Source organism: Methylobacterium nonmethylotrophicum, assembly GCF_004745635.1.
Classification (GTDB): Bacteria; Pseudomonadota; Alphaproteobacteria; order Rhizobiales; family Beijerinckiaceae; genus Methylobacterium; species Methylobacterium nonmethylotrophicum.
Genome location: NZ_SRLB01000023.1, coordinates 75776 through 99519 on the forward strand (window position 1 = coordinate 75776; position 23744 = coordinate 99519).

General features: G+C 73.2%; 21 protein-coding genes. 16 read left to right on the forward strand and 5 right to left on the reverse strand.

Features of this window, described 5'->3' with window-relative positions; all coding sequences use genetic code 11:
- Window positions 1-284 precede the first annotated feature (284 nt).
- A complete protein-coding gene (locus EU555_RS25750; protein WP_135418174.1) occupies window positions 285-995 on the reverse strand; it encodes a DUF4142 domain-containing protein in 711 nt (236 codons plus the stop codon).
- A 242-nt stretch (window positions 996-1237) separates the two neighbouring features.
- Between EU555_RS25750 and EU555_RS25755 the strand changes: the two genes are divergently transcribed.
- From EU555_RS25755 to EU555_RS25785, 7 genes are all read left to right on the forward strand, one after another.
- Window positions 1238-2320, forward strand: a complete 1083-nt coding sequence (locus tag EU555_RS25755) for an acyltransferase family protein (protein ID WP_245524495.1) — start codon at window positions 1238-1240, stop codon at window positions 2318-2320.
- 123 nt (window positions 2321-2443) lie between these two features.
- Window positions 2444-3250, forward strand: coding sequence for an ABC transporter ATP-binding protein (locus tag EU555_RS25760; protein WP_135418176.1), 807 nt, complete (start codon window positions 2444-2446; stop codon window positions 3248-3250).
- Window positions 3243-3989 (forward strand): ABC transporter ATP-binding protein, encoded by a 747-nt coding sequence (locus tag EU555_RS25765; protein WP_135418178.1) that lies wholly within the window; start codon window positions 3243-3245, stop codon window positions 3987-3989. Before EU555_RS25760 ends, EU555_RS25765 begins: the two co-directional genes overlap by 8 nt.
- On the forward strand, window positions 3989-5230 hold the full coding sequence (locus tag EU555_RS25770; RefSeq protein WP_135418180.1) for an ABC transporter substrate-binding protein: 1242 nt from the start codon (window positions 3989-3991) through the stop codon (window positions 5228-5230). Before EU555_RS25765 ends, EU555_RS25770 begins: the two co-directional genes overlap by 1 nt.
- A 102-nt stretch (window positions 5231-5332) precedes the next feature.
- Complete coding sequence (locus EU555_RS25775) at window positions 5333-6538, forward strand: ABC transporter substrate-binding protein (protein WP_135418182.1); 1206 nt, start codon at window positions 5333-5335, stop codon at window positions 6536-6538.
- Between the two features lie 80 nt (window positions 6539-6618).
- Window positions 6619-7506 (forward strand): branched-chain amino acid ABC transporter permease, encoded by an 888-nt coding sequence (locus EU555_RS25780; protein WP_135418184.1) that lies wholly within the window; start codon window positions 6619-6621, stop codon window positions 7504-7506.
- A gap of 27 nt (window positions 7507-7533) precedes the next feature.
- Window positions 7534-8529, forward strand: coding sequence for a branched-chain amino acid ABC transporter permease (locus EU555_RS25785; protein ID WP_135418186.1), 996 nt, complete (start codon window positions 7534-7536; stop codon window positions 8527-8529).
- 438 nt (window positions 8530-8967) lie between these two features.
- Here the strand turns inward: EU555_RS25785 and nhaA are convergent, their stop codons facing one another.
- Window positions 8968-10179, reverse strand: a complete 1212-nt coding sequence (gene nhaA, locus EU555_RS25790; RefSeq protein WP_135418188.1) for a Na+/H+ antiporter NhaA — start codon at window positions 10177-10179, stop codon at window positions 8968-8970.
- Window positions 10180-10629: 450 nt separating this feature from the next.
- Between nhaA and EU555_RS25795 the strand changes: the two genes are divergently transcribed.
- On the forward strand, window positions 10630-11400 hold the full coding sequence (locus tag EU555_RS25795) for a potassium channel family protein (RefSeq protein ID WP_135418189.1): 771 nt from the start codon (window positions 10630-10632) through the stop codon (window positions 11398-11400).
- A 79-nt stretch (window positions 11401-11479) separates the two neighbouring features.
- On the opposite strand, the gene EU555_RS25800 is transcribed toward EU555_RS25795, so the two are convergent.
- The 3 genes from EU555_RS25800 to EU555_RS25810 all read right to left on the reverse strand — a co-directional run bounded on the left by EU555_RS25800 (window position 11480) and on the right by EU555_RS25810 (window position 16340).
- Entirely contained in the window at window positions 11480-12964 is a 1485-nt protein-coding gene (locus EU555_RS25800) for a heme biosynthesis protein HemY (RefSeq protein ID WP_135418191.1), read from the reverse strand.
- 141 nt (window positions 12965-13105) lie between these two features.
- Window positions 13106-15418 (reverse strand): hypothetical protein, encoded by a 2313-nt coding sequence (locus EU555_RS37205; protein ID WP_245524496.1) that lies wholly within the window; start codon window positions 15416-15418, stop codon window positions 13106-13108.
- A 121-nt stretch (window positions 15419-15539) separates the two neighbouring features.
- Entirely contained in the window at window positions 15540-16340 is an 801-nt protein-coding gene (locus EU555_RS25810; protein WP_135418193.1) for a uroporphyrinogen-III synthase, read from the reverse strand.
- Between the two features lie 134 nt (window positions 16341-16474).
- Between EU555_RS25810 and tsaD the strand changes: the two genes are divergently transcribed.
- The 8 genes from tsaD to EU555_RS37530 all read left to right on the forward strand — a co-directional run.
- The gene (tsaD, locus tag EU555_RS25815) at window positions 16475-17518 is read left to right on the forward strand and encodes a tRNA (adenosine(37)-N6)-threonylcarbamoyltransferase complex transferase subunit TsaD (RefSeq protein WP_135418195.1); all 1044 of its coding nucleotides are present in this window, start codon (window positions 16475-16477) and stop codon (window positions 17516-17518) included.
- Window positions 17519-17532: 14 nt separating this feature from the next.
- On the forward strand, window positions 17533-18435 hold the full coding sequence (locus EU555_RS25820) for a GNAT family N-acetyltransferase (protein ID WP_135418197.1): 903 nt from the start codon (window positions 17533-17535) through the stop codon (window positions 18433-18435).
- A gap of 109 nt (window positions 18436-18544) precedes the next feature.
- On the forward strand, window positions 18545-18748 hold the full coding sequence (locus EU555_RS25825) for an antitoxin MazE-like protein (protein WP_135418199.1): 204 nt from the start codon (window positions 18545-18547) through the stop codon (window positions 18746-18748).
- Between the two features lie 11 nt (window positions 18749-18759).
- A complete protein-coding gene (locus EU555_RS25830) occupies window positions 18760-19128 on the forward strand; it encodes a type II toxin-antitoxin system PemK/MazF family toxin (RefSeq protein ID WP_135418218.1) in 369 nt (122 codons plus the stop codon).
- Complete coding sequence (locus EU555_RS25835; protein ID WP_135418201.1) at window positions 19125-20120, forward strand: NAD(P)H-dependent glycerol-3-phosphate dehydrogenase; 996 nt, start codon at window positions 19125-19127, stop codon at window positions 20118-20120. Before EU555_RS25830 ends, EU555_RS25835 begins: the two co-directional genes overlap by 4 nt.
- 144 nt (window positions 20121-20264) lie before the next feature.
- Entirely contained in the window at window positions 20265-21731 is a 1467-nt protein-coding gene (locus EU555_RS25840; protein WP_135418203.1) for an outer membrane protein, read from the forward strand.
- A gap of 585 nt (window positions 21732-22316) precedes the next feature.
- Window positions 22317-22838, forward strand: coding sequence for a PE family protein (locus EU555_RS36675; RefSeq protein ID WP_135418205.1), 522 nt, complete (start codon window positions 22317-22319; stop codon window positions 22836-22838).
- A gap of 526 nt (window positions 22839-23364) precedes the next feature.
- A partial coding sequence (locus tag EU555_RS37530) for a PE family protein (RefSeq protein WP_135418207.1) occupies window positions 23365-23744 on the forward strand: 380 nt, incomplete at its 3' end.

Consider the following 23744-nt stretch of genomic DNA (forward strand, 5'->3'; position numbering starts at 1 on the left):
GAGGGTGACACGCTTCAATATGAAGCACTGGGCGTCGTGCTGGCAGCGGGACCGTCGGAGCTAGACTCAGAACCGTAGCACCCTCGCGCGATCTTCGATCGCCCCTACCCCTCTCCCACACGGGAGAGGGGATCCCGCGCTTCACTGGTCTTGGAGCAGATCAGACGACATCCGTATCGCTCACCCGGCGCCGTAGGCTGCGGGGAGGCTGCTGGGCGCGCCGCACGAAAAGAGCGGCGGGCCCTTCGGCCCGCCGCTTCATCACGTCAGCGCATCACTCGATCTCAGCGGGCGCCCGGCAGCCGCTGCGCCATGGCCAGGTGCTGCTGCATCACCGGCAGAGCCTGCTGGACGTAGGAACGCAGGGCCGGGTTCGGGCCGGTCTGGGCGTAGGCCTGGTAGTTGGCGACCGTCATGCTGTGGGCCTGAACCTGCATCCGCGCGTAGGTGCGGTCGAAGGCCGGGCCGGCCGGGGTGTCGGCGAGTTCGGCCAGCATCGCCTGCTGCTGCGGGCTGAGCGGCACGGCCTGGGTGGCCGCGGTGGTGGTCACGTCGCCGTCGAGGTCGACCGCGTTCGCGCCGACCTGGGCGCCGCGGGCCGCGCCGGTGCCGAGACCCTCGAGGCCGCCGACCGGGCCGCCCTGCAGGGTGCCGCCGACCACGCCCGCCGCCGCGCCGGTGGCCGCCCCGACCGCACCGCCCGCGATGGCGAAGGGCGCCTCGATCAGCCCGCCGATACCGGTGCCGCGGGCCACGGTCTCACGGCCGCCGAGCAAAGCCACGTTGGCGGCGCGGTGATCGCGGATCATCTCGCGGGCATAGTCGCGCACCCGCGGGTTGCGGGACTTCTCGAGGGCGATCTGGCTCGACTTGACCTCGAAGGCATTCGACATCAGGGCCATCGAGCGGAATTCGTTGAAGTTGCCGATCTGCTGCGCGAAGGCGGGCGTCGCGAGAGCAACGGCGAGGCCGGTCAGGGCAACGAGGTTCTTCATCGGTCTTCTCCTGGTAGTTTGTTATTGTCAGGAACGCCCCGGATCCTTTGAACATCGGGGCGTCCGCTCGGTCCGGTGTGGCAGGACGCTTTCGGGCTGGACAACGACGTTGCGCGAGCATTGTTCCCGCCGCTGCGTCATGCAGGCGGACGGCCCGCTCTGGCGGTGGGCGGAGGGTCTCCGGTATGACGGCCGGCCAGCGCCCCGGACGGTCCGGCGCGCCGCGATGCGATTCTCTGCCCGTGACGCGCCCTCCCTCCCTGCCGCTGATCCAGGCCCTGCGGGCACTGGCCGCCCTGATGGTCGCCGCCGGCCACGCGCAGTTCGAGGCAGCAAACCTCGCTGCCCGGGCGGGCCTGGCCTTCGCCCCGGCGACCTGGCTGCCCTGGCCGGCCGGGGTCGACGTGTTCTTCGTCATCTCCGGCTTCATCATCGTGCACGCGGCGGCGCCCCTGCACGGGCGCCCCGGTGCGCGGCGGGTCTTCCTCGCCCACCGGATCGCCCGGGTGGTGCCGCTCTACTGGCTCGCCACCTCGCTCTATCTCGCCCTCGCCTGGCTGCGGCCGGGCCTGCTCGGCGGCACGGCCGAGGGCCCGGCCACTCTCGCGGCCTCCTACCTGTTCTGGCCGACGGCACGGGGCGACGGGGCGGTGCAGCCGCTCTACTCGCTCGGCTGGACGCTGAACTACGAGATGGCGTTCTACGTCCTCTTCGCCCTGGCGCTGCCGTGGGACCGGCGCCGGGCGGCGGCCGGCGTGATCGCGCTCCTCGCCGGCCTCGCGCTGGCCGGGCGGCTCCTCCCGCCGCTGCCGGTGCCGCTCGCGTTCTGGAGCGATCCGATCGTGCTCGAATTCGCCTGCGGGGTCGCCCTCGGGCTGGCGCGGCAGGAGGGCCTTCGCCTCGCCGGACCGGTGCGCCTCGCCCTCGCCGTGGCGGGGCTCGTCCTGCTGTCGCTCGCCGGCGACGCGCCCACCCTCCCCCGCTGCCTGGCCTGGGGCGGGCCCGCCGCCCTCCTGGTCGCCGCCGCGGCGCTCGGGCCCGCGGGGACCGGCGGCGGCGCCTGGCGCCCTGCGGTCATGCTGGGAGACGCGTCCTACGCACTCTATCTGGTGCATCCTTTCGTCGTACGCGGCGTGCGGATGATCATCGAGGCGGGCGGCCTGGCGGGACGCGTCGGCCTGTGGCCCTTGACGGTCCTGATGCTCGCCCTCGCCTGCGCGGCGGCGCTCCTGGTGCACCGCAGCGTCGAGCGCCCTCTCACCCGCGCCGGGCGGGCCTTGCTCGATCCGCCCTCCGGCCCAGCGCCTGCGGTGCATAAGGTCTGACAGACCGGGACCGCCCGGGATCCGGGCCGCCCGAACCCGTTGACACTCCCTCGGCGCCATGCTGTTTCGCCATGCGATAAGCGCATGAGCGCGATAGAGGAAACGCAGGGGTGACGCGCCAACATGGCTCAACCGACCACCCACGCTGAAGGCAGCGCTCGGGCAAGCGCCGCGGGCCAGGACATCGTCCTGTCCACGGAGGGGCTGACCAAGGAGTTCAAGGGTTTTCGCGCCGTGAACGGCGTGACGCTCGAGGTGACGCGCGGCACCATCCACGCGCTGATCGGCCCGAACGGCGCCGGCAAGACCACCTGCTTCAACCTGCTGACGAAGTTCCTGACGCCGTCGGCGGGCTCGATCCGCTACAACGGCCGCGACATCACCGGCATGAAGCCGGCGGACGTCGCCCGGCTCGGCCTGGTGCGCTCGTTCCAGATCTCGGCGGTCTTCCCGCACCTGACCGTCAAGGAGAACGTCCGCATCGCCCTGCAGCGGCGCAAGCGCGGCGATTCCTTCGACTTCTGGCGCTCCGAGACGGTGTTGCGCGCCCTCAACCAGGAGGCGCTCGCCCTCGTGGAGGCGGTGGGCCTGTCGGACTTCGCCGACATTCCGGCGGTGGAGCTGTCCTACGGCCGCAAGCGGGCGCTCGAGATCGCCACCACGCTCGCCCTCGAGCCCGAGATGCTGCTCCTCGACGAGCCGATGGCCGGCATGGGCCACGAGGACGTCGACCGCACCGCGGCGCTCATCCGCCGCGTCTCGGCCAACCGCACCATCCTGATGGTCGAGCACAACCTGTCGGTCGTCGCCTCGCTCTCCGACCGCATCACCGTGCTGGCGCGCGGCCAGGTGCTGGCGGAGGGCGACTACGCCACCGTGTCGAAGGATCCCCGCGTGGTCGAGGCCTACATTGGAGCCGGTCATGGCTGAGGCGGTGATGACGAAGCCGGTCGCAGCGGCGGCGGGCGCCGCCCCGCTGCTGGCGGTGCAGGGCCTCGAAGGCTGGTACGGCGAGAGCCACGTGCTGCACGGCATCAGCTTCGACGTGAAGCCCGGCGAGGTGGTGACGCTGCTCGGCCGCAACGGCGCCGGCAAGACCACGACCCTGCGGGCGATCATCGGGATCCTGGGCAAGCGAAAAGGGTCGATCCGCTACGACGGCACCGAGACCATCGCGATGGCCTCGCGCAACATCGCCAAGCTCGGCCTCGGCTACGTGCCGGAGGAGCGCGGGATCTTCTCGAGCCTGTCGGTCTACGAGAACCTGATGCTGCCGCCGCGGGTGAAGCCCGGCGGCCTGTCGGTGGACCAGATCTACACGCTGTTCCCGAACCTCAAGGAGCGCTCGGGCAGCCAGGGCACCAAGCTCTCGGGCGGCGAGCAGCAGATGCTCGCCATCGGCCGCATCCTGCGCACCGGCGCCAAGCTGATCCTGCTCGACGAGCCGACCGAGGGCCTCGCCCCGGTCATCGTGCAGCAGATCGGCCGGACGCTCGCCCGCCTGAAGACCGAGGGCTACACGATCGTGCTGGTCGAGCAGAACTTCCGCTTCGCCCAGACCGTGGCCGACCGGCACTTCGTGGTCGAGCAGGGCCGGGTGATCGACATGATCCCGAATTCCGAGCTCGACGCCAACATCGACAAGCTGCACACCTATCTCGGCGTGTGATGCGGGCGCGGGTCCTCCTCACGGCCCTGCTGGCGGGCCTCGCAACCAGCGTGGCCGCCTCGGCCGAGACGCTGGTGAAGATCGGCGTGCTGAACGACCGCTCGGGCGTCTACGCCGACATCTCCGGCGAGGGCTCGGTGGTGGCGGCCCGCATGGCCGTGGAGGATTTCCGCCCGAAGGCCCACGACCTCGCGGTCGAGATCGTGTCCGGCGACCATCAGAACAAGCCCGCCGTCGGCGCGGCGCTCGCCCGGACCTGGTACGACCGGGAGGGCGTCGACGCGATCTTCGACGTGCCGACCTCCTCGGTGGCGCTCGCGGTGCACCAGGTGACCCGCGAGAGGAACAAGGTGTTCGTCGATTCCGGCGCCGGCACCGCGGACCTCACCGGCCCGCAATGCTCGCCCAACACCGTGCACTGGACTTTCGACACCGTGGCGCTGGCCAACGGCACCGGCGGCGCCATGGTCAAGCGCGGCGGCGACACCTGGTTCTTCGTCACCGCCGACTACGCCTTCGGCGAGGCGGTGCAGCGCGACACCACGGCGCTGATCCTGCGCCAGGGCGGCAAGGTGGTCGGGGCCGTCAAGACCCCGTTCCCGGCCTCGGACTTCGCGCCCTCCCTGCGGCAGGCGCAAGGGTCCGGGGCCAAGGTGATCGGGCTCGCCAATGCCGGCGGCGACACGATCGGCGCGGTGCGCGAGGCGGCGCGGCTCAAGGTGACGGAAGGCGGCCAGGCGCTCGCGGGCCTGCTGATCTTCTCCTCCGACATCCACGCCCTGACCCCGAAGGTGGCGCAGGGGCTGGTGCTCACCGAGCCGTTCTACTGGGACCTCAACGACGCCACGCGCAGCTTCTCCGACCGCTTCGCCCGGCAGTTCGGCGGCCGCAAGCCCACCGCCGCCCAGGCCGGTGTCTATGCGGGGGTGCTCCACTACCTGAAGGCCGTCGCCGCCCTGCGGATGACCTCCGACGGGGCGAGGGTCGTGGCGACGATGAAGGAGATCCCGACCGACGATCCGCTGTTCGGCAAGGGCACGATCCGGCCGGACGGCCGCAAGATCCACGACATGTACCTGTTCGAGGTCAAGAAGCCGGCCGAGTCGAAGGGCGAGTGGGACCTCTACCGGGTGCTCGCGACGATCCCCGGGACGGAGGCGTTCCGGCCCCTCGACCAGGGCGGCTGCCCGCTCGTCGCCAAGCCCGAGAAGGCGGCGCAGGCCGCGGGAGCGAGGCCCTGAGCGACACCGGAAGAAGCGGGCGCGGCGCTCGACCGCCAAGGCCCGCCGGACCTGACCAGACCGTCGCCGCGTGCGGGCGGCGCCAAACGGGAGGATGATACAATGCTGAAACGGCTGTTGCTCGCGAGCGCGCTCTGCGCCGCCGCCGCGACCCAGGCGCTCGCGCAGACGCCGGTGAAGATCGGCGTGCTCAACGACCGCTCGGGCGTCTACGCCGATATCTCGGGCGAGGGCTCGGTCGCCGCCGCCCGCATGGCGGTCGAGGACTTCAAGGCCGCCGAGAAGGGCCTGAAGGTCGAGATCGTCGCCGCCGACCACCAGAACAAGCCCGATGTCGGCGCCTCGATCGCCCGGCAATGGTACGACCGCGACGGCGTCGACGCGATCTTCGACGTGCCGACCTCGTCGGTGGCGCTCGCCATCAACCAGGTCACCCGCGAGAAGAACAAGGCCTTCATCAACTCGGGCGCCGGCACCGCCGACCTCACCGGGCCGCAATGCTCGCCCAACACGGTGCACTGGACCTACGACACCGTGGCCCTCGGCAACGGAACCGGCGGCGCGATGGTCAAGCGCGGCGGCTCGACGTGGTTCTTCCTCACCGCCGACTACGCCTTCGGCCAGGCGCTGCAGCGCGACACCACCGAGGTGGTGGTCAGGAACGGCGGCAAGGTGATCGGCGCGGTCAAGACCCCGTTCCCGACCGCCGACTTCTCGTCGTTCCTGCTCCAGGCGCAGGGCTCGGGCGCCAAGGTGATCGGGCTCGCCAATGCCGGCGGCGACACCATCAACGCCATCAAGCAGGCGGCGGAGTTCGGCATCACCGAGGGCGGCCAGGCCATCGCCGGCCTGCTGATCTTCTCCTCCGACATCCACGCCCTGACCCCGAAGGTGGCGCAGGGGCTGGTGCTCACCGAGCCGTTCTACTGGGACCTCAACGACGCCACGCGCTCGTTCTCCGACCGCTTCGCCAAGCAGGCCGGCGGCAAGAAGCCGACCGCCGTGCAGGCCGGCGTCTATGCGGGCGTGATCCACTACCTCAAGGCGGTCGAGGCACTGAAGTCGGCCTCCGACGGCGGCAAGGTCGTGGCGAAGATGAAGGACCTGCCGACGGACGATCCGCTGTTCGGCAAGGGCACGATCCGGCCGGACGGCCGCAAGATCCACGACATGTACCTGTTCGAGGTCAAGAAGCCGGCCGAGTCGAAGGGCCCGTGGGACCTCTACAAGACGCTGGCGACCATTCCCGGCGCGGACGCCTTCCGCCCGCTCAACCAGGGCAACTGCCCGCTGGTGAACAAGAGCTGACACCATCCCCGGCGGCGCCCCACGGTGCCGCCGGCCTCCCCTGAAACCCGGCCCGGCCCCCACGCGAGTCGCCAGACCCCATGCCCACGATCTTCGGCGTCCCCATGCAGGCGCTCTTCGGCCAGCTCCTGCTCGGCCTCATCAACGGCTCGTTCTACGCCATCCTGTCGCTCGGGCTGGCGATCATCTTCGGGCTGTTGAACATCATCAACTTCACCCACGGCGCCCAGTACATGATGGGCGCCTTCGTCGCCTGGATGATGCTGAACTACGCCGGCCTCGGCTACTGGTGGGCGCTGCTCCTCGCGCCGATCGTGGTCGGGATCTTCGGGGTGATCCTCGAGCGGCTGCTGATCTCGCGGCTCTACAAGCTCGACCATCTCTACGGCCTGCTCCTGACCTTCGGCCTGGCGCTGATCATCCAGGGCCTGTTCCGCAACGAGTACGGCGTGTCGGGCCTGCCCTACGCGATCCCCTCCGAGCTGTCGGGCGGCCAGCGCCTGCCCTTCATGTTCCTGCCGAACTACCGCGGCTGGGTCGTGGTCGCCTCGCTCGTCGTCTGCATCGCCACCTGGCTCGTCATCGAGAAGACGAAGCTCGGCGCCTACCTGCGGGCCGCCACCGAGAACCCGACCTTGGTCCAGGCCTTCGGCGTCAACGTGCCCCTGCTGCTCACCCTCACCTACGGCTTCGGCGTCGCGCTCGCCGCCTTCGCGGGCGTGCTCGCGGCGCCGGTCTATTCGGTGAACCCGAACATGGGCGCCGACATCATCATCGTGGTGTTCGCGGTCGTGGTGATCGGCGGCATGGGCTCGATCCTCGGCTCGATCGTCACCGGCTTCACCCTCGGGCTGATCGAGGGCCTGACCAAGGTGTTCTACCCGGAAGCCTCCTCGACCGTGATCTTCGTCATCATGGTGCTGGTGCTGCTGGTGAAGCCCGCCGGCCTGTTCGGCCGCACCGCCTGACCGCCCCGCCCTGAAGGACCGCCCAAGATGGCCCATTCCGCTGCCGCGGCGTCCGAGGACGCCACCCCGATCGCCACCACCCTGCCCGAGGGCAAGGACGCCAAGGTTTTTCACCGCCTGGTCTTCGTCATCATCGCGGTCCTGCTCGCGGTGCTGCCCTTCATCCTCTACCCCGTCTTCCTGATGAAGGTGTTGTGCTTCGCGCTGTTCGCGCTGGCCTTCAACCTGCTGCTCGGTTACGGCGGCCTGCTGTCGTTCGGCCACGCCGCCTATTTCGGCATGGCGAGCTACGTCTCGGCCTACGCCGCCAAGGTCTGGGGCCTGACCCCGGAACTGGCGATCATCGCCGGCACCCTGGTGGCGGCCCTGCTCGGCCTCGTCTTCGGCGCGCTCGCGATCCGGCGCCAGGGCATCTACTTCTCGATGATCACCCTGGCGCTCGCCCAGATGGTGTTCTTCTTCTCGCTGCAGGCGAAGTTCACCGGCGGCGAGGACGGCATCCAGGCGGTGCCGCGCGGCAACCTGTTCGGGGTCATCAGCCTCGCCGACGACCGGGTGCTCTACGCCCTCGTGGCGCTGATCTTCTTCGCCGGGCTGCTGCTGATCTACCGCATCATCCACTCGCCCTTCGGCCAGGTGCTGAAGGCGATCCGCGACAACGAGCCCCGGGCGATCTCGCTCGGCTACCGGGCCAACCAGTACAAGCTCGCGGTGTTCGTGCTCTCGACCACGCTCGCGGGCCTCGCCGGCGCCACCAAGGCCATCGTGTTCCAGCTCGCCTCGCTGACCGACGTGCACTGGTCGATGTCGGGCGAGGTGGTGCTGATGACCCTGGTCGGCGGCATGGGCACGGTGTTCGGCCCGATCCTCGGCTCCTTCGTGATCATCGCGATGGAGAACTACCTGGCGCAGTTCGGCGCCTGGGTGACGATCATCCAGGGCGTGGTGTTCGTGGTCTGCGTGCTGGTGTTCCGCGAGGGCATCCTGGGCCTCGTCGCCCGCACGCTGAAGCGGCCGCTCTGATCGTCGCCGGTTCGTTGCGGTGAGGCGCGCCGGCCCCGCGAGGGGCCGGCGCTGTCGTGTCGGGAGCTGCCGTCCCGGTTCCGACGACGGCAGGGTCGTGGCGGATCGTCGAGCGGGCGGTCTCCCGTGGCGCCTCACCGGTCGCCGGGCTGGCAGAACGGGCTCCCCGGACCGGCGGGGCGCCGCGCGTGGCACGATGATCGCGGTCATCGCGGAGCTGCCGCCCCGAGAGCCTTTCGCCCCGAGGACCTATCACTCGGCACGTCTCGAGGACACGGGAGTCCGGTGCACCCATCCAGCCCGATCAGCTTGGCCTCTTGAAGGACGGCGAGGCATCGATGCGAGCTGCCCGGTGCTTGCGCCGGGAGCGTCCGTATCGCGGCGTCCGTAGCTCGGACCGAGGCCGTCCGTTCGGTCGCTTGAGCACGGACCCGGAGATCAGGATCGTCGCGGGACCGCCACCGAGGGCGCAGGCGGCGCCAGCCGCAGGACCAGGGCGCCGGCCGCCATGCAGAGCACCGACCCGGCGAGGACGCCGATCTTGGTCTTCGCCTCCAGCGCGGGGCTCGCGGCGAACGCGAGCAGGCCGATGAACAGGCTCATGGTGAATCCGATCCCGCAGAGCAGCGCCACCCCGTAGACCTGCGGCCAGGTCGCGTGGGCCGGCCGCGCTGCCCACCCGAGCTTCGCCACGCCCAGCACGAACCCGAACACGCCGAGCTGCTTGCCGACGAACAGGCCCAGCGCCACCCCGAGCGTGACAGGGTCGAGCAGCATGGCCGGCTCGAACCCGGCCAGGGACACGCCGGCATTGGCGAACCCGAAGATCGGCAGGATCAGGAACGACGACCAGGGATGGATCGCGTGCTCGAGGATATGCAGCGGCGAGGTCGGGTCATCCGGCGTGCCGAGGCTGAGGCGAAGGGGGATCGCCAGCGCGAGCAGCACGCCCGCGATCGTCGCGTGCACGCCGGATTGCAGCATGAACACCCAGAGCACCACGCCGAGCAGCAGGTAGGGCCACAGGCGGGCCACCCCGGCCCTGTTCAGCCCGTAGAGAGCCGCGAGGGTCAGGGTCGCGCCGCCGAGCATCGGCAGCGACAGGTCGGCGGTGTAGAACGCCGCGATGATGACCACGGCCCCGAGGTCGTCGATGATCGCCAGGGCGGTCAGGAACACCTTGAGCGAGACCGGCACGCGCGAGCCGAGGAGCGCCAGCACCCCGAGCGCAAAGGCGATGTCGGTTGCGGCAGGAATGGCCCAGCCGCGCAGGGTTTCCGGTGAGTGCCGGTTGACCGCCACGTAGACGAGGGCCGGCATCAGCATGCCGCCGAGGGCGGCGATACCGGGCAGGATGCGGTCCGGCCAGGTGCGCAGCCGCCCGTCCAGCGTCTCGCGTTTGATCTCCAGCCCGACCAGCAGGAAGAACACGGCCATCAGGGCATCGTTGATCCAGTGCAGCAGGGTCAAGGGGCCGAGATAGGTCTCCAGGGTCGTGAAATAGGCCTCCGCATAGGGCGAATTGGCCACGACGAGCGCCAGTGCGGCGCTCGCCATCAGCACCAAGCCGCCGCCGGCCTCGTTATGCAGCAGTCTGCGCAGGGCCGAGAACGGGCGACGGAGCGGCGCATGGACTTTGGTCGTCGTCATTTCACGTCGCCCTCTCACGACCGACGAGGCAGCAGCATCCACCTCTCCTCGGAGAACCGGGGATCGTCATGACGGGAAGGCTCATGCGAGGGAGGACGACGCCCGCGCCGCAGGAGACGCGATGGCGATGCCGTCAGCCAGACCGGCGAGACGCCCGGCCGCGTGAGGCAGAACAGGCCGGCAACCAGGACACCCGGCACCGCGTCAGAGGCGCGACGATCGGCCGGGGCGCGGCGCCATGCTGCCGGCAGCCTGGAACGGCGATGTCTGATCGGGCAAGGCATGGGCAGAGGTCTCCGCCACTGGCGGCCCGACCAGCGGTAGAGATCCTGCAAACCCCAGCATGGGATCGCACACCTTGGCGCCCGTATCTCATCGATGAGCGCACCGCGCAATGGGGCGCCGTCCGCCCCGATGCGCTATGGAACGCCTCCCCGCCCGACCGGACCCATGATCTCCCTCAAAGCCCGACTGCAGGCCCTCTACGAGGGCGACACCGACCAGGCGCACCGCTTCCGCTACGCCCTGCTCGCCTTCGACATCGCGACGATCGCCTTCGTGATCGTGACCTCGTTCCTGCCGCTCGCGCCCTGGATCATCGTCTGCGACGTGATGCTGGGTCTTGGGGTGCTGGCGGACTTTCTCGGGCGCCTCGTGATCAGCCGGGCGCCCGCCCGCGAGTTCCTGCGCCTGAGCACCTGGACGGACGTGGTGGCCATCGTCTCGTTCCTGGCGCCGATGTTCATGCAGGGGGTCGGCTTCCTGCGCATCCTGCGCACGCTCCGCCTCCTGCGCACCTACCAGCTCCTCGACCGCCTGCGCCAGGACAGCGGCGTCTTCCTGCGCAACGAGGAGGCGATTCTGGCGGCCACCAACCTGGTCGTATTCGTCTTCGTGATGACGGGCGTGGTCTACGTCACGCAAGCCGGCAGCAACCCGGCGATCGGTACCCCGGTCGATGCGCTGTACTTCACGGTCACGTCACTGACGACGACCGGCTACGGGGACATCACGCTGCCGGGGACCTCCGGGCGGCTGATCTCGGTGTTCGTGATGATCTGTGGCGTGACGCTGTTCTTCCGTCTCGCTCAGGTCGTGTTCCGGCCCTACAAGGTGCGCTTCCCTTGCCCGACCTGTGGCTTGCAGCGGCACGAGCCGGATGCGGTGCACTGCAAGGCATGCGGCACGACGCTGAACATCCCCGATGACGGGGTCGATTAGAGCGGCGGCGGGATCGCCGCTGGCGGTCGGAGGACGAAGCGGCGTGGATCCGCCTCGTCCCTGACACCGCCCCGCCGCTTCAGCGGCCCGGCCCGACCCCTTCGGGGATCTTCGCCGGAGCCGCCTTGACGGTCATCGGCGTGACCGCCGGCGTGGCGGTGCCGACGGGCAGCGCGCTCGCGGTGTCGAGGCCATTGCCGGGCTTTCCGACCGGCGCCGGCTCGGGCGCCGCGAGCGAGCCCGCGGCCGGGGCGGGCTCGGCGTCGTGGGCGCGGCCGAGCAGGTCCGGCGGGGTCTGCCACACGAAGGCGTCGAGGCGGCCGCTCACCGGCGAGATCGGGGCCCAGCGGTCGGTGACGAGGCCGTCGGCGCACCAGGCGGGATCGCGGGGCGCGCGGGCCGCGCGGGCCTGCCACTCGCGGACCTTGCCGGAATTCGCGCCGTGCTCGGCCTCCTCGATCTCGGCCATCAGCGCGTAGGCGTGCGCCGTCGGGGATTCGGCCAGGAGCGGCGCCAGCACGTCGCGGGCGCGGCCGAACTCGCGGGCGTCGATCGCCGCGCGGGCGATGGCGAAGCGCGCCTCCGGGTGCCAGGACGAGAGCCGGGCCAGGGTCTCGGCGCGGGCCAGCCGGTCGCGGCTCGAATCGCCGGTGCGCAGGTCGAGATAGACCCGGGCGAGGTCCGGATGCGGCTTGGCGCGCCAGGCCGCCTCCACCACGCGGGCGCCGCGCTTGAGGTCGCCGCGACGGGCGAACAGGCGCCCGGCCAGGGCCGCCGCCGGCACGAGGTCGGGGGCGAGCTTCACCGCCTCGCGGGCTTGCGCCAGGGCGCGCTCGGGGTCGCCCGCCTCGAGGTCGAGGGCGCTCGCGGTGAGGAGCACCGCCCGCTGGCGGCGCATCGCGGCCTTGTCGGACAGGCCGAGGGCGGCGCGGCGGGACACGGTGTCGAGGGCGCCCGACCAGTCGCGGTCGGCGCACTGGCCCTCCATCACCGCCTCGTTGGCCCAGGTGACGCTCGGGGCGAGGCGCGACGCCTCGAGGGCATAGGCCCGGGCGGAGGCCTCGTCGTCCTGGCGCCTCGCCTCGACGAACAGGCCGCGCAGGCCGAGGACCCGGGTCTCGGGATCGTCGACCATGCGCCGGAAGGCGCGCTCGGCCCCGGCGCGGTCGCCGGAGATCTGTGCGGCTTGCGCGGTCAGTAGCAGGGCGAGCGGCTCAGGCCCGAGCAGGCGCTCGGCCTCGCCGGCATGCCGGCGGGCGGCGATCGGGTCGCCGGAGCCCACCGCCACCATGCCGCGGGAGAGCGCGTTGTAGCCCCGCGCCTGGCGCCGGCGCCGGCTCGACAGCGTCAGCCGCTCGGGCAGGTTCAGGATGCCGCGGGCGAAGGCCCAGACGAAGCCGAGCACCACCGCCAGCACCATGACGCCGACGAGCGCCGCCGCGAGGCTGGTCGCGACCTCGTAGCCGCCCCAGGACACGGTGACCACGCCGGGCCGGTCGGCGAGCCAGACCGCCCCGTAGGCGGCGAGGGCGAGGAGAGCCACGAAGGCGAGTGCGCGCCACATCGGTCCATCAACTCCAGAATTCCGCGCGGCCGCTCCGGGCGCGCGGGGGGGCGTCGATCGAGCCCCGAGAGATCACGGCGGCCGCCTCGCGGGCGGCCGCACCGGAAACGGGCCGCGCGACCGCCGGGGCGGGCGCGGGCATCAGCGGGTCGCCGGACCCTGGAGGGCCGCGAAGGAGGCGGCCAGGCGCGCCCGGGCGGACTCGCCGGCCGCGGCCCGGGCCTTCAGCCGCCGGCCGAACTCCGCCGCCTCCTGGCGGGCCGCCTCCGGCAGGGCGTCGAAGGCCTGGGCTGCCTCGGCCACCGCGCCGCGGGCGAGCGCGTCCTGGATCTTCGCCACGCCGGCCTCGGTCGGGTCGGCGGCGGGCGCCGCCGGGGCCGCGCCGTCGGCCCCGACCTTGCGCACCTGGACGATCGATCCCGCCATGCTGGTCAGGCGATCGGTGAGGCTGCCGCGCTCGGCGATCGCCCGCTGCCGCGCGGCCTGGGCCGCGGCGTTCAGCTTCGCGGCGACGGGCTGGAAGCTCTGGGCGAGCGCGGCGGCTGTCGGGGCGCCGCCCTGGGCGAAGGCCTCGAGCGGCGCCAGCGCCCCGGCCTGGCCGGGATCGAGCTGCTTGAGGGTCGCGAGGGCGTCGGCATAGGGCGCGCCGGAGGCGAGCGCGCTGGCGATCCGGTCGGAGGCCACCACCCGGAGCGCTGCCTGCACGGTGCCGGCCTCGGCCCGTCCCTCGACGGCCTTGGCGAGGTCGGCCAGGCGCTGGTCGACGGTCTTGGTGCGGGCGTCGAGCGCCTGCTGAAGCCCGTCGAAGCGCTGGTCTGCCGCCTTGGCGCGTCCGTCGAGAGCCTGGCGCAGCTCGTCGAGGCGCTGGCCGAGCGCCTTGTCGGCCTGCTCGTCGGCCGCCGCGCGGGCGCCGAGATCGGCCTGGAGGGCCTTCAGCCCCTTGTCGAGCCCGTCGAGGCGGCCGCGCAGGTCGGCGCTGTCGCCGCGGCCCTGCAGGGCCGTCACGGCCTGGGCGAGGCTGTCGACCCGCTGGCGCAGGCCCGGATCACCGCCCGACCGGCCCTGGAGGTCGGCGAGCTGCTTCTCGATGCCCTGGAGGCGGGCCGGGTCGATGCCGGCGCTCGGGGTCGAGGCGGCGGCGGGGGCCGGCTGCCCGGAGGCCGGGGTGGCCGCGGCGGGTGCCGCCTCGGCCTTGCGCAGGGCCTCGTCGGCGCGCTGGCCGGCCGCCTTGGCGGCGGCGTCGGCGGAGCGCACCGCGTCGGGCAGCGGGCGCACCGTCGTCTCGATCGAGGCGATGCGGCGGTCGAGGGCCTGGACGCTGTCGCGCGGCGCGAGGTCGGCCAGGCGCTGCTCGAGCGGCACGGCGCCGGGCGCGTCGGCCTGGGGCGCCGGGGGCTTGGGCAGGTTGATGCCGTAGGCCGGGCCGTAGGTGGTCACGCCGTAGAGGAGGCCGGCGCCCACCACGCCGCCGAGGAGCGAGGCGGCCAGCAGCGAGCCGAAGCCGGCGCCGGAGCGGCCCTGCGGCGCAGCCGCGACCGCCGGGGCGGCGCTCGCCGTCCGGGTCGGGTCGGCCTTCGGGGCGTCCTTCACCGCACCACCGGCGGCAGGACCGGCCTGCGGACCGGTCTTCGGCACCGTGGAGAGCTTGGGAGCGGCGGCGCCCGTCGCGGCCGATCCCGCCGGATTCGGACCCGAGCCGGCCGAGGCGGCGCCCGCCGTCGCGCCGGTGCCGGCGGTCGAGGATTTGGTGTCGAGCGGCTTTCCGTCGAGCGGCTTGATTGGCTCCGGCGGCTTGGTGCCGATCCCGCCGGTCACCGGCGCGCCGGGCTTGCCGTCCGCTGGCTTGATCTCGCCGGGCTTGATCTCGCCGGGCTTGGCATCCCCGAGCTTGAGCGGGCCGCTGCCGGGTCCCGCGGCGACCGGTCCGGTCGTCGCGGGCTTCGCAGCTCCCGCCGGCGCAGCCGGCGTCGCGGCAGCGCCTGGGGTCGAGGTGGCCGCGGCGGTCGGGGCACCGGGCTTGGTGTCAACTGGCTTGGTGTCACCTGGCTTGGCCGCCTCGGCCGGCTTCGGCGGCGTGGTCGCCGCCGCGGCACCCGCGGGCGTCGCGGCGCCGGCCGGTACGCTGCCGGGCGGCTTCGGTGCGGTCGCGGCGCCAGGCGTCGCGCCGGTCACGGCGGGCTTTGGCGCCTCGGCCGGCCTGGTCTCCCCGGGCCTGACCTCCGGGGCCTTCGGCGGCTCACCGGGCTTCGCGGCCGCCGCGGGCGGCGTCCCGGGCTTTGCCGGCTCGGTCTTGAAAGGCTCTGTCCTGCCAGGTTCGGACTTGCCAGGCTCGGCCTTGGGCGCCTCGGAGACGCGGGTGGCCTTGAGGTCGATGATCGGCCCATCCGCCGGGTTGCCGCTGCGGCCGCCGGGGCGGTTGCGCGAATCCTTCTGGTCCTTGTCGGATGGGGTCACGGCCGGAGATCCTCACCTGTGGGCCGGGCCGGGAGCCCGCCGGAAAGCGGGCCCATCGGCTCGGCGGGAGCGCGACCGCGGGGCAGGATCCCGCCCGGGCCGCGCACTGCTTCATCGTCCCTTAGCATCGCTCCAGGCCGGGGCGAAGGCCCGGCGACGCCTCTGCGTCACTGTCCGTTCGGATGGGGTCGAGGCCGGCCAGGAGGGCGTCCTCGTCCGGCCGGACCGCGACGACATGGGACAGGATGCCGGCCGCGACCAGGGGCGCGGCCACGTCCGCCGACAGGCAATGATGCGCCACCCGCCGAAAGGCCTCCTCCCGCCCCGCCGCGCGGGCGAGGCCGAGCGCCGTCGCGGCGCTGCGCCGGGAATAGTGCAGGGCCGCGTCGAGGCCGCCCCCGGCGAGCGCCTCCGCCACCGGTCCGGGCAGGGCCGGGAGGGGCCGCGCCGCGTAGGCGACCCAGACCGTCAGCCGGTAGCCGCGGGCGGCGAGCGTGTCGCCCGGCTCGTCCTTGCGCTCGCGCCCGGCGGCGTGGAGGAGGCGCGCCCCCCGCGGCAGGGCGCCGCCGATCAGCTCGGCGAGCGCCCGGGCGTCGCCCTCGGCCTCCTGCACCGGCCCGAGCCCCGCCGCCCGCGCGGCGGCGGCGGTCCGCGCCCCGACGCAATAGGCCGGCAGTCCGGCGAGCGGGGAGACCGCGACCGCCGGCACCGCGCTGGCGCTCGTCAGCACCAGGGCGTCGAAGGGGCCGGCGGGGGGCGGCGCGCCGCTGGCGGCCAGATCGAGGACGGGGGCGAGAAGCGGCCGGTGGCCCAGCGCCGCGACGCGCTCGGCCGTGCGCGCGCCGGCCGGCAGGGGCCGCGCGACCCAGACCCGCAGGGCGGTCCGGTCGTCCGTGGCCCGCGTCGCGCGCTCTCCCCCCATTCATCCTCCCCCTTGGCCGGCCCCGCGCCGGCGGGTTATCTGGACGCACCATACTGGCCGCCGCGCGGCGTGCCAGCCCCCTCGCGCGACCTCGCCTCACGCCATGACCGTCCTGCCATGAAGACCGTCCTGCCATGAACGTCCTCGGGATCGAGACCACCTGCGACGAGACCGCGGCCGCCATCGTGGCCCTGGGGGAGGACGGGCGCGGCGAGATCCGCTCCAACGAGGTGCTGAGCCAGATCGCCGAGCACGCCGCCTATGGCGGCGTGGTGCCGGAGATCGCCGCCCGCGCCCATGTCGAGGTGCTCGACCGGCTGATCGCCCGGGCGCTCGCCAATGCGGGGCTCGCGCTGTCCGCCCTCGACGGGATCGCGGTGGCGGCGGGGCCGGGGCTGATCGGCGGGGTGCTGGTCGGGCTCGTCACCGGCAAGACCCTGGCGCTGGTGGCGCGAAAGCCGCTGCTGGCCGTCAACCACCTCGAGGCCCACGCCCTGACGGCCCGGCTCACCGACGGGCTCGCCTTCCCGTACCTGCTGCTGCTCGCCTCCGGCGGCCACACCCAGCTCGTCGCCGTGAAGGGCGTCGGCGAGTATGTCCGCCTCGGCGGCACCATCGACGACGCCATCGGCGAGGCCTTCGACAAGGTGGCGAAGCTCCTCGGCCTCGCCTATCCGGGCGGGCCGGAGGTCGAGCGCGCGGCGGAGAGCGGCAACCCGGAGCGGTTCGCCCTGCCGCGGCCGATGCTCGGCCGGCGCGAGCCCAACTTCTCCCTCTCGGGCCTCAAGACGGCGCTCAGGATCGAGGCAGAGCGCATCGCGCCGCTCACCAACCAGGACGTCGCCGACCTCTGCGCCGGCTTCCAGGCCGCCGTCGTCGACGTTGTGGTCGACCGGGTGCGGGTGGCGCTCCGCGACTTCGGCGACGTCGCCGGCCACCCGACCGCCCTGGTGGTGGCCGGCGGCGTCGCGGCGAACGGCGCCCTGCGGCGGGCGCTGACCCAGCAGGCCGGCGAGGCCGGCCTGCCGCTGGTCGCCCCGCCCCTGCCGCTCTGCGGCGACAACGGCGCGATGATCGCCTGGGCCGGCATCGAGCGCCTGCGGCTCGGCCTCACCGACGACATCACCGCCCCGGCCCGGCCGCGCTGGCCCTTCGCGCAGGCGCCCGCCGCCGGATGACGTGACACCCCGCCATGGCACCCGATGACGTCGAGGCGCAGCGGCGCCGCTGGCGCGACCTGATCGACGAGCGCCTGCCCGCCGCCGCGGCCGCGCATCCGGACTGGCCGGTCTCGCGCAACCACTGCTTCGCCCGCATCCTGCTCGACAATGCCTGCGGCGGGCCCTGGCGCGAGAGCGTGGCCCCGCCCGCCTGGGTCAACATGCCGCCCGAGCGGCTCGCCCTGGCCCTGAGCCTCGGCGAGGCGGTGCTGGCGGGACGGCAGGACCTCGCGGTGCTGAACCACCGCTCCCTGCTGTGGCGGCGCAAGCGCCCGGTGCCGGCGCCGCCCGCGCGCCTGCCGGGGGACGGATTCGGCCTGCGGCGCTGGCGCCTCGCGGATGACGCGCCCTTCGCGGCCCTCTGCGCCGACCCGGAGGTGATGCGGTTCTTCCCCGCGCCCAAGACCGCGCGGGAGAGCCAGGCCGAGGCCCGGGCCCTCGACCGGCGCTTCGAGGAGGACGGGTTCGGCCCCTGGGCGCTCGAGACGCCGGAGGGCTTCTCGGGTTTCGTCGGCTGCTGGCGCCCGGCCCGGCCGCTGCCCTTCGGGCCGCTCCTCGGGCGGGAGACCGGCTTCGTCGAGATCGGCTGGCGCCTCGCCCGCCACGCCTGGGGCCGGGGCTTCGCCGTGCGCGGCGCCCGCCTGGCGCTCGACGACGTCTTCTCCCGCTGCGCGCTCACCGAGGTCGTGGCCTATACGGCGGACGTGAACGCGCCCTCGCGGCGGGTGATGGAGCGGCTCGGCATGACCGAGATCGGCGGGTTCGACCATCCCGGCCTGCCCGAGGGCCACCCCTTGCGGCCGCACCGGCTCTACCGGCTGGAGGCGGCCGATGTCCTGGACGGTGGCGGGCCGCGCGCTTGCCGCTTAAGGTAGCGCTCACTCGCACCATCCTCGGACCCCCGGCTCCGCCGCGCGACGGGCCGGTCGCCATCCTGTCGGACGATGCCCTGGACGCGTGCGCAGGGAGCCTGGAAGGAGCGTCATGGTGCAGCCGAAGCCGTCGAGACCGCCGCGCCGGGCGAGTCCCGCGCCCGGTCAGCGCCGCATCGAGGTCCTGGTACAGGATGTCCACGCCCCGGCTTTCCGGCTCGAGGCGCAGCGGCAGGCGGCAGCCGTCGCTGCGAGCAGGCAGGCGCAGGACGACCAGGACTTCATCGGCGCCGTCTCCTCCGATGCGGAAGAGTGACCGGCATCGCCATGGAGCGCGGGGAGATCTGGACTGTATCGGGCGGCAAGGATTATGCCGGGAAGGCGCGCCCCGCCGTCATTCTGCAGGACGACGCCTTCGCGGCGACCGAGTCCGTCACGATCTGCGCCTTCACGACCGATCCCACGGACGCCCCTTTGTTTCGAATTCCAGTTCCCCCGAATGACGGCAACGGCTTGCGGGCACCCTGCCGATTGATGGTCGACAAGATCACCACCGTGCCGCGGCACAAGATCGGCACCCGCGTCGGCGGCCTGGACGCGGCGGACATGCGACACCTCGACGAGGCCATCCTGGTCTTCCTCGGGCTGGCCGGCGCTCTGGCGAGCGGCGGTCGCGCCCGCGGCAGGACGCCATGACCGACATCGGCGCGGTCGCCGTCCTGGGCGGCGGGGCCTGGGGCACGGCGCTCGCCAACGCGGCCGCCGCGGCGGCACCGCGGCCGGTGGTGCTGTGGATGCGCGACGCCGAGGCCGCCGCCGCCATGGCCCGCACCCGCGAGAATGCCCGCCACCTGCCCGGGGTGCCGCTGCATCCGGGCGTGCGCCCGACGGCCATGGCCGGGGACCTGGTCGTGGCCGAGGCGGTGCTGGTGGTGACGCCGGCCCAGACCCTCCGGAGCGTGCTGACGGCCCTGCACGCCCGGCTGCGGCCGGACGCGGCCCTGATCCTCTGCGCCAAGGGCATCGAGCGCGGCACCGACGCCTTCCTGACCGACGTCGCCGCCACGGCCGCGCCGGGATCGCCCCTGGCGGTGCTGTCTGGCCCGAGCTTCGCGGCGGACGTCGCCCGCGGGCTGCCGACCGCCGTGACGCTGGCGAGCCGCGACGGCGCCCTCGCAGCGCAGCTCGCCGCGGCGCTGTCGGGGCCGACCTTCCGGGTCTATCACGGCGACGACCCCCGCGGGGTCGAGATCGGCGGGGCGGCCAAGAACGTGCTCGCCATCGCGTGCGGGGCAGCGATCGGCCGGGGCCTCGGCGAGAGCGCCCGGGCGGCCCTCGTCGCCCGCAGCTTCGCCGAACTGATGCGCTTCGCCCGGGCCTGGGACGCCCGTCCCGAGACCCTGATGGGCCTCTCCGGCCTCGGCGACCTCGTGCTCACCGCCGCCTCGGCGCAGTCGCGCAACTTCGCCTTCGGCGAGCGCCTCGGCCGCGGGGCGCGCCCCGCGGAGGCGGCCGGCGGCAAGCTCGCCGAGGGCGCGCTCACCGCGCAAGGGCTGGTGGCGCTCGCCCGTAGGCGCGGGGTCGAGATGCCGGTGGCGGAGGCGGTGGCCGGCCTGGTCGCCGGGACCCTGCATCTCGACGAGGCGATCGCCGGCCTGCTCAGCCGGCCCCTGCGGGCCGAGATCTGAACGCCCCCGTACGATCGTGGCCGAAAAGCCGCGCCAGTGCCCAAAAACCGCGCCGGCGCGGCTTTTTAACTGTCCGGCCGGACCGGCCAAGCTAGTCTTCCGCCAGTTCTCGACAGCAGAAGCGCGCCCGCGGCAGACCCGACGATGATTCGCAACCTCCTTCTCAGCACGGTCGGCGCGAGCCTGCTGGCCGTGGGAGCGCCGCGCGCGGCCGATCTGCCGGCGCTAGTGGCCCCGGTGCCGGTCTTCGCCGCTCCGGACTGGTCCGGCTTCTACGTCGGCAGCCATGTCGGCGGCGCGGTCACCGGCCGCGGCGCGCGCGGCATCGTCAGCGGGGATGGCGGCGGCGTGATACCGACCGTGTTCAGCGGCCGGGGCGGGCGCACCGGCATCGTCGTCGGACAGGTCGAAGGGCGCACCGTCTTCCAGGGCCTGCATGCCGGCTATAACGGGCAGTGGGGCGCCGCCGTGGCGGGCGTCGAGGCCGACGTGGCGAGCCTCGGCCCCCTCGACGACGTGCTGGGCAGCGTGCGCGCCCGCCTCGGCTTCGCCAGCGGCCGGGTCCTCGTCTACGGCACCGGCGGCCTCGCGGTCCGCTCGGTGCCGAGCCTGGTCCTCGGCACCTTCGTGGGCGGCAATGGCGGGGCGGGCGGCAATGCCGGCCCGGGCGGCGCAGGCGGCGTCGGCGGCAACGGGTTCGGCACCTTCACCCTCGCGCGCGGCGGCACCGACGGGGTCGGCGTGGTCGGCGGCGGCGGCGTCGAGGTCCGGCTGACGCCCGGCGTGAGCACCGGCGTCGAGGCCCTGTACTACAGCTTCGACGGGCCCCGCCTCCTCGGCGCCCCGCGGGACTTCCTCACCGTGCGCGGCCGCCTGACGGTGCATCCCGGGGCCGCCTGGGCGGATGCCGCACCGGCCTCCTGGGCCGGCGCCTATCTCGGCGGCCATCTCGGGGCGCTGCACGCGCTCTCGAACGGCAGCTTCGGCAGCACCGCGCTGTCGGGCGGCGAGCCCGGCGGCGCCGGCACGCGCGGGATCGACGGCGGCGGTGGCGGCGGTGGTGCCCTCGCCTTCGGGGGCGTGGCGGTGAGCCCCGCGATCCTCGGCGGCGTCCATCTCGGCTACAACTGGCAGCGGGCGGCCCTGGTCTACGGCGCCGAGGGCGACGTCTCCTTCGCGGATTCCGACCGCTATCGCACCCTCGGGACGGTCCGCGGCCGCCTCGGCTGGAGCGTCGGCTCCACCCTTCTCTACGGGACGGCGGGCCTCGCCATCGCCCGCAACGAGGGCGTGCGGGCGGTCTTCGCCGGCGACGGCGGGCCCGGCGGCAATGGCGGCGCCATCCTCGCCGGACCGGGCGGGGCGGGCGGTGCAGGCGGCGCGGCCCTGGCGTTCCGCTCCCGCGACACCGAGCTCGGCTTCGTGGTCGGCGGCGGCCTCGAGGCGCGGCTGAGCGAGCGCGTCAGCGCCGGCGCCGAGGCCCTGTACTACGGCCTGTCCGACCGGACCTTCACGCCCGCGGCGCCCGGTCCCGGCCGCCTCCTCGTCGCCGGCCGCGGCAACGACGCGCTCGTGCTGCGCACGCGCCTCTCGGTCAGCTTCCTGCCCTGACGGCGGGGGCTTCCCCCGTCCATCGTCGCGCGACGAGAACCCGCCCCCGGATCCGCCGGGCGGCGGGTCGTTCTGCTGGCCTGCCCGCCCAGAGCCGTTCCGCGCGCCTCGCGAGATCTCCCAAACCGAGTATTGGCGGACCCGATCGGCCGATACGCCCATGTGCGCGGCGGCACGGCGGCGATTTACCAATCCGGTACTGTCACCTCATCGCCGGAGCAAACAGTGATCGCGGCGAAACCTTCACATCGACACGACGACGGCGGGGCACCCGCCCGCCTCTCTGGAGGCTCCCAGTTACCCGGCCCGGGCGCGGACCGGCGATGCGGCTGAACCAAGAGAATGGTTAACATTCAGACTTCGTTCAGTGCCTCAGGAACAGATTAGTCCCAACGAACACGACAAGCCGCCCGCAGATATCCTCTAGACAGAGGATGCGTACCAGTTCCGGTGCGGCTCCGAGGAACGACAACGCTCGTCACGGCGTATCCGCGCACGGGGTCGGCGCGCTCAGAAAGCGGCCCCAACCACCATCCCGATCCATCCATCACGCCGGCACTGCGCGTGCCGCTGCAGGAGGTTGTCATGAAGAAGACTCTGTTCGTGATCGTGTCGGCCGTCGCCCTGATGGCGGCCGCGCCCCAGGCCTTCGCCGGCGGGATCGCCGGGAACGGCGGGATGGGCGGTGGAGGCTACTACGGCGGCTACGGCGGGGCCGGCGGCGGCGGCGGCGACGCCTGGAAGGGCGGGCGCGGCGGCAACGGCGGCAAGGGCGGCAGTGGCTATTACGGCGGTGGCGGCGGCGGCGGCGGCTGGGGCGGCACCGGGTCCTATGGCGGCAGGGGCGGCAGCGGCGGGGCCGGCGGCAGCGGCTACTACGGCGGCGCCGGCGGCGGCGGCGGCGGCGGCGGCTCGGGTGCCTATGGCGGCGTGGGCGGCGGCGGCGGCAAGGGCGGCATGGGCTCCTATGGCGGCCAGGGCGGCCAGGGCGGCGGCGGCGGCTCGGCCGCGGGCTACGGCAGCAAGGGCGGCAAGGGCGGGGCCGGCGGCAACGGCAGCCACGGCGGCGTCGGCGGCGCCGGCGGCCAGGGCGGCAACGTCTACTGAGGTTCCGCAATCCTCCTGCGGCCCGGTCGCAGTCCTGACCGGGCCGCTCGGCCTCTCGCGCGGCAGCGCCGCAGCGTTCCGCCAATCCGGTCGCATCACCTCGTCGCTGACGCAGACCGTGGTCGTGACGGCAGCTTCGCAGAGACTTGCCGCGGGCGGGACATTCGCAGTTTTACAGGCGCATATACAGCAACTTAGCACTAGTATTTACCAGATCATCAATTTCGATCAATTGAAGCAAAAAATAGCACCGGACTGGCATGTATCGGGATTGTGTCACGATTAAGAACTTGTTAATGTTCCGAAAGTGTCCAGTCGCGAGGACCACACTAGACCCAACGGACACGGCGAGCCATTCGTGCGCCCCATGATCCCGGGGGTGCCGGTTACGGAGCGGCTCCGACGCAAGACGACGCTCGTCACGGCGTATCCGCGCAAGGGGTCGGCGCGCTCAGAAAGCGGCCCCAACCACCATCCCGATCCATCGCTCACGCCGGCACCGCGCGTGCCGCTGCAGGAGGTTGTCATGAAGAAGACGCTGTCCGTGATCGTGTCGGCCGTCGCCCTGATGGCGGCCGCGCCCCAGGCCTTCGCGCAGGGTGTCGCCGGGTATGGCGGAAAGGGCGGCGGGGGCTACTACGGCGGCTATGGCGGCCAGGGCGGCGGCGGCGGCGACGCCTGGAAGGGCGGCAAGGGCGGCGGCGGCGGCAAGGGCGGCAGCGGCTATTACGGCGGCGGCGGCGGGGGCGGCGGCTGGGGCGGCACCGGGTCCTACGGCGGCAAGGGCGGCAAGGGCGGCGGCGGCGGCAGCGGCTATTATGGCGGTGCGGGCGGCGGCGGCGGCGGCGGCGGCTCGGGTGCCTATGGCGGCGTGGGCGGCGGCGGCGGCAAGGGCGGCATGGGCTC

What these genes read in the sequence shown, in the direction of transcription:
- EU555_RS25765 (WP_135418178.1), top strand. Translation starts at nt 3,243, where the DNA reads ATGGCTGAGGCGGTGATGACGAAGCCGGTCGCAGCGGCGGCGGGCGCC.
- EU555_RS25795 (WP_135418189.1), top strand. Translation starts at nt 10,630, where the DNA reads ATGATCTCCCTCAAAGCCCGACTGCAGGCCCTCTACGAGGGCGACACC.
- EU555_RS25785 (WP_135418186.1), top strand. Translation starts at nt 7,534, where the DNA reads ATGGCCCATTCCGCTGCCGCGGCGTCCGAGGACGCCACCCCGATCGCC.
- EU555_RS25820 (WP_135418197.1), top strand. Translation starts at nt 17,533, where the DNA reads ATGGCACCCGATGACGTCGAGGCGCAGCGGCGCCGCTGGCGCGACCTG.
- nhaA (WP_135418188.1), bottom strand. Translation starts at nt 10,179, where the DNA reads ATGACGACGACCAAAGTCCATGCGCCGCTCCGTCGCCCGTTCTCGGCC.
- EU555_RS25830 (WP_135418218.1), top strand. Translation starts at nt 18,760, where the DNA reads ATGGAGCGCGGGGAGATCTGGACTGTATCGGGCGGCAAGGATTATGCC.
- EU555_RS25825 (WP_135418199.1), top strand. Translation starts at nt 18,545, where the DNA reads ATGGTGCAGCCGAAGCCGTCGAGACCGCCGCGCCGGGCGAGTCCCGCG.
- EU555_RS36675 (WP_135418205.1), top strand. Translation starts at nt 22,317, where the DNA reads ATGAAGAAGACTCTGTTCGTGATCGTGTCGGCCGTCGCCCTGATGGCG.
- EU555_RS25840 (WP_135418203.1), top strand. Translation starts at nt 20,265, where the DNA reads ATGATTCGCAACCTCCTTCTCAGCACGGTCGGCGCGAGCCTGCTGGCC.
- EU555_RS25800 (WP_135418191.1), bottom strand. Translation starts at nt 12,964, where the DNA reads ATGTGGCGCGCACTCGCCTTCGTGGCTCTCCTCGCCCTCGCCGCCTAC.
- EU555_RS25750 (WP_135418174.1), bottom strand. Translation starts at nt 995, where the DNA reads ATGAAGAACCTCGTTGCCCTGACCGGCCTCGCCGTTGCTCTCGCGACG.
- EU555_RS25775 (WP_135418182.1), top strand. Translation starts at nt 5,333, where the DNA reads ATGCTGAAACGGCTGTTGCTCGCGAGCGCGCTCTGCGCCGCCGCCGCG.
- EU555_RS25780 (WP_135418184.1), top strand. Translation starts at nt 6,619, where the DNA reads ATGCCCACGATCTTCGGCGTCCCCATGCAGGCGCTCTTCGGCCAGCTC.
- EU555_RS25770 (WP_135418180.1), top strand. Translation starts at nt 3,989, where the DNA reads ATGCGGGCGCGGGTCCTCCTCACGGCCCTGCTGGCGGGCCTCGCAACC.
- EU555_RS25835 (WP_135418201.1), top strand. Translation starts at nt 19,125, where the DNA reads ATGACCGACATCGGCGCGGTCGCCGTCCTGGGCGGCGGGGCCTGGGGC.
- EU555_RS25760 (WP_135418176.1), top strand. Translation starts at nt 2,444, where the DNA reads ATGGCTCAACCGACCACCCACGCTGAAGGCAGCGCTCGGGCAAGCGCC.
- tsaD (WP_135418195.1), top strand. Translation starts at nt 16,475, where the DNA reads ATGAACGTCCTCGGGATCGAGACCACCTGCGACGAGACCGCGGCCGCC.
- EU555_RS25810 (WP_135418193.1), bottom strand. Translation starts at nt 16,340, where the DNA reads ATGGGGGGAGAGCGCGCGACGCGGGCCACGGACGACCGGACCGCCCTG.